The following is a 12,671-nucleotide window of genomic DNA, read 5'->3' as shown; positions in this document are numbered from 1 at the left end:
GCTTGGCTGACTTGGTGCCCTTCTTCTGCAGCGTGGAGCGCAGCGCCCGGTCGCGTTCCCGGGTGCGGTTGATGCGGCGCCCGCTGTAGCGGCGGCCGGTGGAGGTGGTGGCGATGTTCACGATCCCCAAGTCCACCCCCACGAACCCGGCCGGGTGCGCATTCTGTGCACTCTCGGGGGCCTCGCAGGTAGCGATCAGGTACCACTGCCCGTCCTGGCACAGCAGGTCGCTCTCGCCCTTGCGGTGCGCTTCGAGGAAGGCCAGCTGTCCGGTACTGCCGGTGAAGGCCAGCTGTTTCAGCCGCCCGGTGGTGGTCCAGATGGACACCGTGCGCTCGTGCATCTGCCAGGACAGGCACCGGTCGTCGAAGGGCTGGGCGGCCTGCGCACGGAAGGTGATCGGCTTGCCGGTGCCCTTCGTGTGCCGCGTGGAGCCGGGCCTGCCCAGGTTTTTGGCCTTCAGGTTCGCCTTCAGCGTGGTGTAGGCGTCAGCGACCTTGCGCAGCACATGCAGCGCGGGCTGCGCGGACAATCCCTGCGCCTTCAACTCCCCGTACGCCAGCACCTGCAGGCCCGACCGGGAGCGCACCGTGTGCTCGAAAGCCTGCGCCGACAGCCAGTTCGCCGCCTCGTTGCAGGCATGCAAGGTTGCCTCAAGTGCCAACGCCTGCGCGGGCGTTGGCAGCAGCTTGACGCGCACCACCAGCTTCATGCCCGACATGCTACTACTTGGCCTGTGTCACCACGATGGGAACCAAATCCGAACATTCGTAGGGGTCGTAGCGTTGTCTACACCCTGCATGCCCATTTGGTCTTTGTCCCGAAGTACCGGCGGGCCGTGTTCACCGACGAGATCCTCACCCGGTGCGAGAAGATCATGACCGAAGTGTGCGCCGGCTTCCGGGCCGAACTGGCCGAGTTCAACGGCGAAGCCGACCACGTCCATCTCCTGGTCCACTATCCGCCGCAGGTCGCCCTGTCCCGCCTGGTCGGCTCCCTCAAAGGCGTGTCCGCGCGCCTGCTGCGCAAGGAATACCCCGACCACATCCGCCGCCATCTGTGGGGCGAGCACTTCTGGTCACCGTCCTACTTCGCCGCCTCCGCCGGAGGCGCCCCCTTGAAGGTGGTCAAGGAGTACATCGAGAACCAGCAACGCCCCGGCTGAGCCAGAGCCCTATTCCGCGCAAGATTCAGCATCACGCCGCTCCGCGGCGAGCCCCGACCGGCTCCGCCGGTAGAACGCTGCGCCCCTCCGGGGCGCGGTCACGGGATGCGATTCCTCCCGATGGCTGAAGCCACGGGATTCCTCGCAAGATTCAGTTGAAGTGGTCCTTGACGGTGTTCCAGGACACGGTCACGTTGTCGGAGGCGTGCGTGATGTCGAGCAACCCGTCGTAGTGGTCCTTGTCGTGATCCCGGTCCGCCGAGAACGAGTTGTGGTCGATCCAGACCTTCGTCGACTTCTGGACGGTGATGCCGTCGGAGGGCGCGAGCGGCTTGCTGATGTTGAGGTTCTGTACGACGACGTTGGTGGCGTCCTTGATCCGGAGGCCGCCGCCGGTGAACCCGGAGTCCGAACCGGCGCCCAGGACCGTGGTGTTGGAGCCGATGTCGACCTGCCCGTCGAGGGTCAACGTGCCGTCCACCTTCACGACCTTCGCGGCGTCTCCTTCGACGGCGGACTCGAACGCGGAGAGCGAGGTGACCGTGGTGGGGGCCGCGTCGCCGCCGCCGGTCGCGGCGGCGCCGTAGCCGACGGGGCCCGCCTCCGCGGCGCCGGCCGACGACATCATCAGCGGGAGCGCGCCGAGCGCGGCCGCCGCGGCGCCACCCGTGGCGATGGCCACGAGGCGGCGCCGGTTGCGCAGGATTCTGTTGCTGCGGTGCTTGGCCATGGCGGGTGCCTTCCAATGGGGGTGCCCGTGGGCGGCGTTACTCCCTTTGGTCGCCGCCGGCGCGTGGGGGGTTGCCGCCCTGGTGTCAGGCCAGCCGGATCACATTCCACGACAGCGGTTCGAGATCGGCCCTGAGCGTGCCGTCATCGAGGGCCGTTCCCGTCGCCGCGTGCGGCGCCACCCGCTCCGGTTCCGCGAGGGTGTTGCGGGCGTCCGGGTCGGTGTCGGAGAGCACCGAGTGTTCGACGATCGACGTCAACTCCAGGCCGTTCAGCGCCACTTCGAGCGGAAGCGCTTCCGTCTGGCTGCGGTTCACCGCGAAGACGGTGACGGTGCCGTCCTCGGCGCGGACCGCCGTGGCGTGCAGGAGGTCGGCCGTGCCGTGGCGCTGCGTGTCGTGCGTGGGTCCGCAGACGCGGACGTCGAGGACCTCGCCGCGGCCGTACTTGGAGGCCGCCGCGAACGGGAAGAACGTCGTCTGCTTCCAGGCCGGGCCGCCCGGCTCGGTCATGATCGGGGCGATCACGTTGACCAGTTGGGCGAGGCACGCCACCGTCACGCGGTCCGCGTGGCGCAGGAGCGCGATGAGGAGCGAGCCGAAGACGACGGCGTCCGTGACCGTGTAGACGTCCTCCAGGAGGCGCGGGGCCTCCGGCCAGTCGAGGGCCGCGACCTCGGACTCGGTGCGCGACTGGTACCAGACGTTCCACTCGTCGAACGAGAGGTTGATCTTCTTCGGCGACTTGAGGCGCGCGCCCACGTGGTCGCAGGTCGCCACCACGTTCTCGATGAACGACTCCATGTCGACCGCCGAGGCGAGGAAGGAGTCCCGGTCGCCGTCGTGCTCCTCGTAGTAGGCGTGCAGCGAGATGTGGTCGACGAGGTCGTAGGTCTCGGCGAGGACCTTCGCCTCCCATTCGGCGAACGTCGGCATCGACTGGCCGGAGCTGCCGCAGGCCACCAGCTCCACGTCCGGGTCGATCTGGCGCATCGCGCGCGCCGTCTCCGCCGCGATCCGCCCGTACTCCTCGGCCGTCTTGTGGCCGGTCTGCCAGGGGCCGTCCATCTCGTTGCCGAGGCACCACAGGCGGATCCCGAAGGGGTTCTTGTCGCCGTGCTCGATACGGAGGTCGGACAGGGCGGTGCCCTTCGGGTGGTTCGCGTACTCCTGGAGCTCGATCGCCTCCGCGACACCGCGCGTACCCAGGTTGAGGGCCATCATCGGCTCGGCCTGCGGTCCGACCTTGCGGAGGAAGTCGATGTACTCGGAGAGGCCGAAGCGGTTCGGCTCGGTGGTGCGCCAGGCCAGGTCGAGGCGGGCCGGGCGGTCCTCGACGGGGCCGACCGAGTCCTCCCACTTGTAGCCGGAGACGAAGTTGCCGCCGGGGTAGCGGATGGCCGTCACCCCCAACTCCCGTACGAGTTCCAGGACATCGGTACGCAGGCCCGACTCGTCCGCGCGCTCGTGGCCCGGCTCGTAGATGCCGGTGTAGACGCAGCGGCCCAGGTGCTCCACGAACGATCCGAAGAGCCGGGGGTTGACCGTGCCGACGGTGAAGGCGGGGTCGAGGGTGAAGCGTGCGGTGCGCAAAGCGTTCCTTTCGACGTGCTGGACGATCTTCAGATGCCGGGGGTCACTGCCCGGCGAGGCCCGTATGGGCCACACCCGCCACGATCTGCCGCTGGAAGAAGACGAAGACGATGATCAGCGGGAGGCCCGCCATCAGGCCGCCCGCCATCAGCTGGGCCCACTGGATGCCGTAGGAGTTCATGACGGTCGCGATGCCGTTCGGCATGGTCATCAGGTCGGGGTTGTTGGTGACCATGTACGGCCACAGGAAGTTGTTCCACGAGCTGATGAAGGTGAAGATGCCGACCGCCGCGAGCGAGGGGCGGGACAGCGGCACGACGATCGTGAAGAAGACCCGCCAGCGGCCCGCCCCGTCGATGAACGCGGCCTCCTCCAGCTCGCGCGGGATGCCCTGGAAGAACTTGTAGAGGATGTAGACCATCGCGGCGGGCGCGCACTGCGGCAGGATCATGCCCCAGTACGTATCGACCATCCCCATCTGCTGGACCGTGGTGAACAGCGGGACGCCGAGGATGGCCGGGGAGATCATGAGGCCGGCCATGACCAGACCCATCAGGGCGGCCTTGCCCTTGAACTCCGTACGCGCGAAGCCGTATCCGGCGAGCGCCGCGACGAAGAGGACCACGGCCGTCACGACCACGGAGACGACGACGGAGTTGACGAACCAGTTGGTGATGTTGCCGGTCTCGAAGAGGGCCTTCCACGCCTGGCCCGTCCAGACCTCGGGCAGCCAGTGCGTCGGCACCTCGACGGCCTCGGTCTCCGATTTGAGCGAGGTGAACAGGGCCCAGACCAGCGGGGCCAGCATGACAACGGAGACCGCCACACCGAGCAGCGTGAGGACGATCTGGCCGGGCGTCCAGGGCCGACGGCTACGTATCCGAACGACAGCGCCGCTCATCGCGCGCCCTCCTCACGGTTGCGCAGCAGCCACATCCGAGCGAGGGCGACGGCCGCGATGATCACGAAGAAGATGATGGAGATCGCGGAGGCGTAGCCGACGCGGTATGCGGTGAAGCCCTGCTCCAGGGTGAACTGCACGAAGGTGCGGGTGCTGTCCTCGGGTCCCGGGCCGAAGTCCATCATGACGACGGCCTGGTCGAAGACCTGGAGCGAGGCGAGGATCAGCAGCGCGACGACGAGGCCCGTGATGTTGCGGAGCATCGGCAGCGTGATGTGGACCATGCGGTGCCAGGCGTTGGCACCGTCCAGCTTCGCGGCCTCGTACAGATGGGCCGGGATGCCCTGGAGGGCGGCCAGGTAGAGCAGGAAGCTGAAGCCGGCCGTCCACCACACGGTGCAGATGACCACGCCGAGCATCGCGTACGACTTGTCGGACAGCCAGGGTGTGTCGATACCGAAGACGTAATTGACCAGGCCCGTACCGGGGTTGAACAGCCACTGCCACAGGTTGCCCGCGACCGTCGACGGCAGCAGGAAGGGCAGGAAGAAGCACAGCCGCCACAGCCACTTTCCGCGCTCGATGTGGTGGGCCAGCATCGCGAGCAGGAAGGCGAGGACCGTGATGCAGGGCACGACCAGCAGCGTGAAGTACGCGCTGTGGCCGAGCGAGTCCCACATCATCGGGTCCTGGAGGGCCTCCTTGTAGTTGCCGAGGCCCACGAAGTTCGCGGCGTCGCCGGAGATGTTGGCGTCGGTGAAGGAGAGGTACACGCCGCGGATCAGCGGCCAGATCACGAACAGCGTGAACAGCAGGAGGAACGGGGCGACGAACCAGCCCCCGTGCTGGAAGCCCTGCTTGCGGCGGACCGTCGCGCTGTCGGCGGCGGTCTTCGCGCGCGCCGGTGCGATGACGGTCTCGGCACTGGTCGTCGTCATGCGACCGCACCTCCCTGCGCGTGACGCGGGCCGGAAAGGGCCTGCGCGGCGGTCATGCCGTCCATCGGATTCTTGGATGCGAGGAGCTGGGCCAGCGTCCCCTTCAGTCGGCGGGCCGCCGCCTCCGGTCGGCTGGAGCCCGCCGTCGAGGACATGACGATGGGCCCGGTGCGCTGGGCGAGCAGCCCGGTGGAGCCCGCGAACCACACCTTCGGCTCGGTGGCCTGGTGGTTCATCGCGGACACGTACTCGCTCTGCGGGTGCATCTTCTTGTACGCGGCCGAGGCCAGGGTCGGCATGTTCGCGGGGATGTGCCCGCCGAGCGCCCACTTCCGCGCGTGCTGGACGACGTACGCGGCGAGTTGGTGCGCCGCCTCGTTCGCCGCGCCGCCGCGGCCTTCCTGGTGCGGCAGGACGAAGGAGTGCGACTCGGCGTGGGTGGCCTGCTTGCCGAAGACGGGCGGCAGCGGGGTCGCCCCGTACTTCACCTTGGCGCCGTCGAAGACCGGCACCGACCAGTTGCCCTCCCAGTCGAACGGCGCCCCGTTGATGAACTGTTCGGCGTCGGCCGCCCCCGAGATGGTGTAGCCGTCGGTGATGTGCTTGCGCAGGAACTCCAGGACCTGGGTGGCCTTGTCGGTGTCGAAGGTGACCTCGGCGTTGGCCTTGTCGAACCAGGTGCCGCCGAGCTGCGTGTAGAAGGCGACGAACATCCACCACTGGATGTTGAGGTCGTTGACGTGCAGGCCGAGGGTCTGAAGGCCCTTCTTGGTGGCCTTCTTCGCCTCCTTCAGCATGTCGAACCACTCGTCGGTGGACGTCACTTGGAGCATCCGGCCGTCTCCGTCGAGCAGGCCCGCCTTCTTCAGGACGTCCTCGCGGTAGTAACAGAGCTGTACGTGGATATCGAGCGGCAGCGCGTAGAGCTTGCCGTCGATCACCGCGCGCTTCCACAGCTCGGGGTTGTAATCGGCCTCCTTCACGCCGTACTTGGCGAGCAGGTCGACGTCCCACGGATCCAGGAGGCGGCCGGGCGAGAAGCCGGTGAGCCGGCCCAGGTGCATCACCGCGAGATCGGGTGCGCGGTTGCCCGCGGCGGCCATCGCGAGCTTCGTGTAGTACGGAGTGCCCCACTGGAGCGTGGAGTCCTTCACGTCGACGTCCGGATGTTCCTTACGGAAGTCGTCCAGCATCGAGATCATGTTGTACCCGTCGCCGCCGCTGAAGAGGTTCCAGTAGCGCACGCGGGTGTCCGCGCCCGAGGCGAGCGCGTCGGCGCCCGTTCCCAAGGCCGCGAATCCCAGGCTTCCCGCGACCGCCAACCCACCCGCACCGGCGAGGAGTTGTCTGCGGTTCAGGCCAGGTCGTCCCACAACCGACCCCTCCCTACGTTCGATATATCGAATGCCGCTCGTAACTTCGAACGGGACCGTAAAATCGAAGCGCTTCCGCGTCAATGGGTCGCACGGGAATCGCGGGAAAAAGTACGGGGCGCACGACGCGAACGCCGTACGCCCCTGCCTCTTGGAGGTGGCTCTGCCGAAGTCTCAGCCGCCGAAGGCCGCTTGGGCCACCCCCTGCCCGATCCCCGGCAGCACGAGCAGCGAGCCCGCGAGCGGTTCCGGCCGGTCGAGGCCGACCCGGGCGGACGTCACGTACAGATCCGTCAGGTCCGGCCCGCCGAAGGCGCAGGCCGTCGGGCGCGAGACCGGCAGCCGTACGGCGCGGTCGAGGGTGCCGGACGGCGTGTAGCGGCGGATGGCGCCCCCGTCCCACAGCGCCACCCACACGCAGCCGTCCGCGTCGACGGTGAGGCCGTCGGGCGAGCCGGCGCCGTCCTCCACGGTCGCCAACTCCCGCCTGTTGCGCACCTGTTCACCGTCCACATCGAAGACGTCGATACGCCCCGTCGGTGTGTCCACGTAGTACATGCGCGTGCCGTCGGGGCTCCAGCCGGTGCCGTTGGAGATCGTGACGTCGTCGAGGACCTCGGTCACCGCGCCATCGGGCGCGACGCGGATCAGGTTGCCGCCGCCGGGCGTCTCGTCGTACGGCATCGAGCCCGCCCACAGCGCGCCGTCGGGGGCCACCGCCGCGTCGTTGCCCCGTCGGCCGGGGACGGGCTCGCGGTGCAGCCACGTGAAGGTCCCGCCCGTGCCGTAACTCCCCACGCCGTCACGGAGGTTGACGACCAGGCCGCCTCCCGCGCGCGGCTTGGCGGCGCCCACGTGCTGTTCGGTGGCAAGGACGGTGCGGTGGCCGCCGCCCGGCTCGTAGGTGTGCACGCGGGAGTTCAGGATGTCCACCCAGATCACGCGGCCCGTGGCCGGGTCCCAGGTCGGTCCCTCGCCCAGTTCCGCCGAGGCCCGTACGGCCTGCTCCACGCGGATCCTCATCGCGCCCCCCCCCGGTGGCCGAGGCGCTCGGAGAGGTCGGCGGCGCCCTTCGCGGCGAGCCCCGCCAGCTCGTCCTCGCGCGCGTCGCTCCAGCGGATCATCGGTACGGAGATGGAGAGCGCGGCGACGACCCGGTTGGTGCGGTCGCGCACGGGCGCGGCGACGCACGACACGTCCGTGTTCGACTCGCGGCTCTCCACGGCGACGCCGCGCTCGCGCACGCCTTCCAGGTGCGCGCGCAGGGCCGCCGGGTCGGTGATCGAGTTCTCGGTCATGGCCACGAGGTCCGCATCGTCCGGGATCCGCGCGGTCAGCTCGGCGTCGGGCAGCGACGCGAGCAGCATCTTGCCGACCGACGTGCAGTGCGCGGGGAGGCGGCGGCCGGCGGCGGACACCATGCGCACGGCGTGCGTGGAGTCGACCTTCGCGATGTAGATGACGTCGGTGCCCTCGAGGATCGCCACGTGGACGGTCTCGTCGCAGGTCTCCGCGACGTCGCGGGCGACGTGCTGCCCCTCGGCGGCGAGGTCGAGCTGCTCGGCGTACCGGCTGCCGAGCTGGTAGGGGCGCACACCGAGGCGGTAGCGGCCCGGCTGGCTCGGGACCTGCACGATGTACTGGCGGGCGGCGAGCGTGGTGACCAGTTCGTGGACCGTGGTCCGCGGAAGCTGTAGCTTGCGGACGATGTCGGGGGCGGACAGCGTGCCGTCCCCGTCCAGGAACAGCTCCAGTATGTCCAGAGCGCGGGTCACGGCTGGTACGAGACGTCCCACAACCGACCCCTCCCTATGTTCGAGTCGTTCGAGATTGAGTCGTTCGAGATTTCAACAGACGGTCGGTATCGCGAACATAGGCTAAGCACAGGGACATTGACCGGGCAATGGGTGATCCGACTCCCTGCACACGGCCTGCACGGGCTACACGGCCTGCACGGTCTACACGGGCCCGAGATCCCCCCGAAGACGCCGGGCCCGCAGCACCAGTTCCAGCTCGAAGCGGCGGTCCGGGTCGTCGACCTCGTCGCCCCACAGCTCGCGGATCTGGCGCAGCCGGTAGCGCACGGTCTGCGGATGCACGCCGAGCCGGGCCGCGACCTCGGGGGCGCCCCCGCGGGTCTCCAGCCAGGCGAGCAGGGTCTCGGCGAGGCGCCGCGCGTGCGTGCGACCGCAGCGGCTGAGGGGTTCGAGGGCGCGCCGCGCGAGATCGTCGACGAGCTCCTCGGGCTGGAGCAGGACGAGGGCCTGGGTGTGCTGGGTGCACTGCACCACTTCGGCGTCGGGCAGCAGCCCGCGCTCCATGAGGCCGACCGCGGCCTCGGCCCAGCGCAGCGACTTCGCCGCGTCGGCGGGCGCGACGGGCGGCCCGATCGCCCCGGTCCAGCCGGACAGCGCGCGGCGCAGCAGATCGCCGCGGCCCGCGGCATCGGGTTCGGACAGGACGAGCCGGGGCCGCTCCGGCTCCATGTCGAGGAGGACGTCGGACCCCACGGCGGGGGCGACCGCGTCGCGGGCGGGCCGCAGCAGCACGCCGACGGCGACGTGCGCGGGCACCGGCCACCCGACACGCGCCGCGCGTTCGGTGAGCGCCTGCACGGGGTCGCGGGGCGCGGCGGTCCGCCCTTCGAGGAGCAGGTCCATCAGCTTGCGCTGCTGGCGCAGCCGCTCGCCCGCCTGCCGGGCGGCGGCCTCGGCGTAGCCGCGCACCGACTGGTCGACGAGGCCGTCGAGGTACTCGTAGCCGGCCTCCGCGAGTTCGTACATCGCCGGGGGCGGGATGTGCAGCCGCTGCCCGATGTCGGCGAGGCGGCGCCAGGACATCTTCACGCCGAGCCGGTACATCGCCTGGAGCGAGTCGAGGCTGCGGCCGTGCAGGGACTGGCCGCGCCCGAACTCCTGGAAGAGGGCCGGGGCATGGCTCTCCGGAAGGCCGTCCGCGGCCCCGTCGGCGAAGCCGCGCACGAAGTCCTCGACGGCGCGGCGGATGCCGACGAGGGCCACCGCCTCGCCCGACTCGTCGAGCACGACGGGAAGTTGGGGGAACTCCCGGTGGATCTCGTCGAGGATGTCCCGGGCGAGCCGGGGCGCCTCGTCGAGGGCGAGCGCCACGAACTGCTTGGCCTGGAGGCGCGGCACGTCGCACCATGCGGAGCGAGCGGTGGCCGGCACGGCTCAGCCCCCTTGGCCGGGCGTCTCGTAGGTCACCAGGGGCGTATTGGGCTGGTCCGGTGTCGCGTTGACGAGCGCGAGCACGCCGAAGGCGGCCGCGAGGGCGAGCGCGGCTCCCGTGGCCGCGGTCAGCGCGGCGGCGAGCAGTCGGTTCATCGCAGGGTCAGCCTCTCGTCGGTGATCCCGAGGTCGTTCCAGAGGTCGTTCCCCACCCGTGCGATGCGACGCGCCACGAGGCACGCGTCCCAAGTGTCCAGTCTCCGCAGAACGTTGACACTTCGTCAAGAGTACGTCTACGGTTCCCGGCCCAAAGGACCCTTCTGACGGATCCCGCTCACCGGCACCGCCCGTGAACGCCGTCCGCATCCAGCCTGATCCGTCAGAAGGGTCCTCACCGGCCGACCGCGAAAAGAACGCGGGTGCCCTTCCTCCCAGGAGTGCCGGATGCGCCGTACAGCCTCACCGTTCTCGCTGGTCGCAACAGGTCTCGGCACGTTCCTGCTCGTCCTGGCGGCCCTGCTCGCCTGGTACGTCGAACCGCGCGCCGAGCGCACCAGCATCGACGTCGACGTGACGACCGTGTTCACCGGAACCGGCAGTTATTTCGACACCGCGAAGATCAGGACCGTGCGCGACCGCAAGCTGACCATCACCCGGCAGGCCCGCGGCGACGTCGCCGAGAGCGAGCGCAGCGGCAACGCGGTGTGGGACGTGACCACGTCCGTGGACACCGCGAAGTCGCTGCCGGCCGCCGACCCGCACGACGCGCTCCAGTGGACCCTGGAGCGCTGGGTCGTCGACCGGCGGACCAACGAGCCCCAGCACTGCTGCGGCGAGCAGCCCGCCTTCAGCGGCGAGGCCTACCTGAAGTTCCCCTTCGACGTGCAGAAGCGCACCTACACCTGGTGGGACAACACGCTCGGCGCGACGGTCCCGCTCCGCTTCAGCGGCGTGACCAAGGTGCAGGGCTACGAGGGCTACCGGTTCACCGGCACCGTCCCCGCCGCCAGGACCGGCTCCCGGCTCGTGCCGGGCCGGATCGTGGGACAGCCCGACAAGAGCCAGGTCCTCGCCGAGGAGTGGTACGCCAACCACGGCGTCGAGCTCGTCGCCGACCAGCGCACGGGCCGGGTCCTGTACGCGGCCATCGGCCCCCGCAAGACACTGCGCGCGCCCGGCGAGGACAAGGACGCGGCGGTGCTCCTGGACAGCCGGAAGATCGCCTTCACCCCGGCCACGCAGCGCGGTCAGGTGGCGCTGGCGGAGGACGACAACGACCGGCTCACACTGCTCGGCACGACGCTGCCGCTGGTGGCGGGTGGTCTTGGCGTGCTGCTCGTGGCGGCAGGGCTCGTGTTCGTCGTACGGGGCAGGGGTGGCAGGCCGGAGCCGGAAGGGTCGGAGCGTCCGGATCCCGATACGTCCCCGACGACCCTGGAAACGTCCACGATGTGACGGTACGTCAGTCGAATACGGACCGAAACTTGTCACGCGGGTGAGTAGCCGCATCGAACAGCGGGGCGAAAACTGTCCCTCCCCACCCCGTGCACAAGCTCCGCACAGCCTCGGCACCGTACCTCCCAGTACACCCAAGTACGCCTGAACACCCGCGTACGCCCGACGAGTTGGAGCACCCATGCCCCAGCACGTGCCCCTCCCGCTGCGCGCCACGGCCCCACCCGGCGCGCGGCATCCGCGACACGACCCCCCACACCCGCGCCGCATCGTGTTCCTCGCCCACCGCGACCTCGGCAATCCGGCCGCGGGCGGCTCCGAGCTCCTGGTCGACCGGCTCGCCGAAGGGCTGACCCGCCAGGGCCACCAGGTGACGCTGCTGTGCGGCGGCCCGGCGGCCTACCGCGACTACCGGGTCGTCTCCGCCGGCGGCGAGCACGCCCACTACCTGCGGGCGCGCTCGGCCTTCACCCGCCAGGTCGGCGACTGCGATCTGCTCGTCGAGGTCTGCAACGGGATGCCGTACCTGGCCCCGCTGTGGCACCGCGGCCCCACGATCTGCCTGGTCAACCACGTCCACACGGACCTGTGGCGGATGCGACTGCGCGGACCGCTCGCGCCCGCCGCCCACCTCGGCCGAAGACTTGAGCACTGGGCGCTCTCCGGGGCCCAGCGCCGCAATCTGCTCGTGGCCGTCTCGCCGTCGACGGCGCACGCGCTGCACGCCATCGGCGTGGACCAGGACCGGATCCGCCTCGTGCCGAACGGCGTCGAGGAGCCGGGCCCGGCCGCGGACCGCTCCCCCGACCCGATGTTCCTGGCGATGGGCCGGCTCGTCGAGTACAAGCGGATCGACCTGCTGCTGCGCCTGTGGGAACGGGTGCGTCCGGTGACGGGCGGCCGGCTCGTGATCGTCGGGGACGGCCCCGAGGCGTCGCGGCTTCGCCAACTGGCGGGCGAGGGAGTCGAGTTCACGGGACATGTCTCCGAGGCCGAGAAGCACCGGCTGCTCTGCGAGGCCTGGCTGCTGCTGCATCCCTCCGCGGTCGAGGGCTGGGGCCTGGTCATCACCGAGGCGGCGGCGCGCGGCACACCGGCGGTCGGCTTCGACGTGCCCGGCGTGCGCGACTCCGTCGAGGACGGCGCCACCGGACTGCTCGCGCGCGGCGAGTCGGCCTTCGCGGCGGCCTGGTGCACGCTCACCCTGTCCGGGCACCGCCGCGAGCTGATGGGCAAGGCGGCCCAGGAGCGGGCCGCGGGCTACCGCTGGGCGCACACGGTGCGGCAGTTCTCCGCGGTGGCGGCGGAGGCGGTGGGGGCCCGTGTCTGA

At 70.1% G+C, this 12,671-nt stretch carries 11 protein-coding genes and 2 pseudogenes; 3 read left to right on the top strand and 10 right to left on the bottom strand.

Going from position 1 to position 12,671, the window contains the following annotated elements; all coding sequences use genetic code 11:
* Window positions 1-712, bottom strand: a pseudogene (locus tag ACIRHA_RS35365) (RNA-guided endonuclease TnpB family protein); the annotation flags it as partial.
* 24 nt (window positions 713-736) lie between these two features.
* On the opposite strand from ACIRHA_RS35365, the gene tnpA reads away from it, so the two are divergent.
* Complete coding sequence (gene tnpA, locus ACIRHA_RS35360; RefSeq protein ID WP_403854363.1) at window positions 737-1,165, top strand: IS200/IS605 family transposase; 429 nt, start codon at window positions 737-739, stop codon at window positions 1,163-1,165.
* A 157-nt stretch (window positions 1,166-1,322) separates the two neighbouring features.
* On the opposite strand, the pseudogene ACIRHA_RS35355 reads toward tnpA, so the two are convergent.
* From ACIRHA_RS35355 to ACIRHA_RS35315, 9 genes and pseudogenes are all read right to left on the bottom strand, one after another.
* A pseudogene (locus ACIRHA_RS35355) lies at window positions 1,323-1,895 on the bottom strand (pectate lyase); the annotation flags it as partial.
* 85 nt (window positions 1,896-1,980) lie between these two features.
* Window positions 1,981-3,486: an alpha-N-arabinofuranosidase gene (locus ACIRHA_RS35350; protein ID WP_403854362.1), complete on the bottom strand. Its 1,506-nt coding sequence runs from the start codon at window positions 3,484-3,486 to the stop codon at window positions 1,981-1,983.
* A 43-nt stretch (window positions 3,487-3,529) separates the two neighbouring features.
* Window positions 3,530-4,387 carry a carbohydrate ABC transporter permease gene (locus ACIRHA_RS35345; RefSeq protein ID WP_403854360.1) on the bottom strand — a complete coding sequence of 286 codons (858 nt, stop codon included), beginning with the start codon at window positions 4,385-4,387 and terminating at the stop codon, window positions 3,530-3,532.
* Window positions 4,384-5,325, bottom strand: a complete 942-nt coding sequence (locus ACIRHA_RS35340) for a carbohydrate ABC transporter permease (protein ID WP_403854358.1) — start codon at window positions 5,323-5,325, stop codon at window positions 4,384-4,386. The genes ACIRHA_RS35345 and ACIRHA_RS35340 overlap by 4 nt, the downstream gene beginning before the upstream one ends.
* The gene (locus tag ACIRHA_RS35335; RefSeq protein ID WP_403854356.1) at window positions 5,322-6,698 is read right to left on the bottom strand and encodes an extracellular solute-binding protein; all 1,377 of its coding nucleotides are present in this window, start codon (window positions 6,696-6,698) and stop codon (window positions 5,322-5,324) included. Before ACIRHA_RS35335 ends, ACIRHA_RS35340 begins: the two co-directional genes overlap by 4 nt.
* A 174-nt stretch (window positions 6,699-6,872) precedes the next feature.
* Window positions 6,873-7,721, bottom strand: coding sequence for an SMP-30/gluconolactonase/LRE family protein (locus tag ACIRHA_RS35330; protein ID WP_403854355.1), 849 nt, complete (start codon window positions 7,719-7,721; stop codon window positions 6,873-6,875).
* On the bottom strand, window positions 7,718-8,494 hold the full coding sequence (locus ACIRHA_RS35325; RefSeq protein ID WP_403854353.1) for an IclR family transcriptional regulator: 777 nt from the start codon (window positions 8,492-8,494) through the stop codon (window positions 7,718-7,720). The genes ACIRHA_RS35330 and ACIRHA_RS35325 overlap by 4 nt, the downstream gene beginning before the upstream one ends.
* Window positions 8,495-8,656: 162 nt before the next feature.
* Window positions 8,657-9,886, bottom strand: a complete 1,230-nt coding sequence (locus ACIRHA_RS35320; protein ID WP_403854351.1) for a helix-turn-helix domain-containing protein — start codon at window positions 9,884-9,886, stop codon at window positions 8,657-8,659.
* Between the two features lie 3 nt (window positions 9,887-9,889).
* The gene (locus ACIRHA_RS35315; RefSeq protein WP_403854349.1) at window positions 9,890-10,042 is read right to left on the bottom strand and encodes a hypothetical protein; all 153 of its coding nucleotides are present in this window, start codon (window positions 10,040-10,042) and stop codon (window positions 9,890-9,892) included.
* 288 nt (window positions 10,043-10,330) lie between these two features.
* Here ACIRHA_RS35315 and ACIRHA_RS35310 point away from each other — a divergent pair, with 288 nt between their 5' ends.
* Entirely contained in the window at window positions 10,331-11,341 is a 1,011-nt protein-coding gene (locus ACIRHA_RS35310) for a DUF3068 domain-containing protein (protein ID WP_403854347.1), read from the top strand.
* A gap of 181 nt (window positions 11,342-11,522) precedes the next feature.
* Window positions 11,523-12,671: a glycosyltransferase family 4 protein gene (locus tag ACIRHA_RS35305; protein ID WP_403854345.1), complete on the top strand. Its 1,149-nt coding sequence runs from the start codon at window positions 11,523-11,525 to the stop codon at window positions 12,669-12,671.

The sequence above is a fragment of the Streptomyces sp. NPDC102360 genome, from assembly GCF_044766085.1.
Taxonomy (GTDB): domain Bacteria; phylum Actinomycetota; class Actinomycetes; order Streptomycetales; family Streptomycetaceae; genus Streptomyces.
This window is presented reverse-complemented; position numbering and strand designations above follow the sequence as displayed.

Coding starts and splice junctions, on each gene's coding strand:
- ACIRHA_RS35345 (WP_403854360.1), bottom strand. CDS start 4,387: ATGAGCGGCGCTGTCGTTCGGATACGTAGCCGTCGGCCCTGGACGCCC.
- ACIRHA_RS35340 (WP_403854358.1), bottom strand. CDS start 5,325: ATGACGACGACCAGTGCCGAGACCGTCATCGCACCGGCGCGCGCGAAG.
- ACIRHA_RS35330 (WP_403854355.1), bottom strand. CDS start 7,721: ATGAGGATCCGCGTGGAGCAGGCCGTACGGGCCTCGGCGGAACTGGGC.
- ACIRHA_RS35315 (WP_403854349.1), bottom strand. CDS start 10,042: ATGAACCGACTGCTCGCCGCCGCGCTGACCGCGGCCACGGGAGCCGCG.
- ACIRHA_RS35310 (WP_403854347.1), top strand. CDS start 10,331: ATGCGCCGTACAGCCTCACCGTTCTCGCTGGTCGCAACAGGTCTCGGC.
- ACIRHA_RS35305 (WP_403854345.1), top strand. CDS start 11,523: ATGCCCCAGCACGTGCCCCTCCCGCTGCGCGCCACGGCCCCACCCGGC.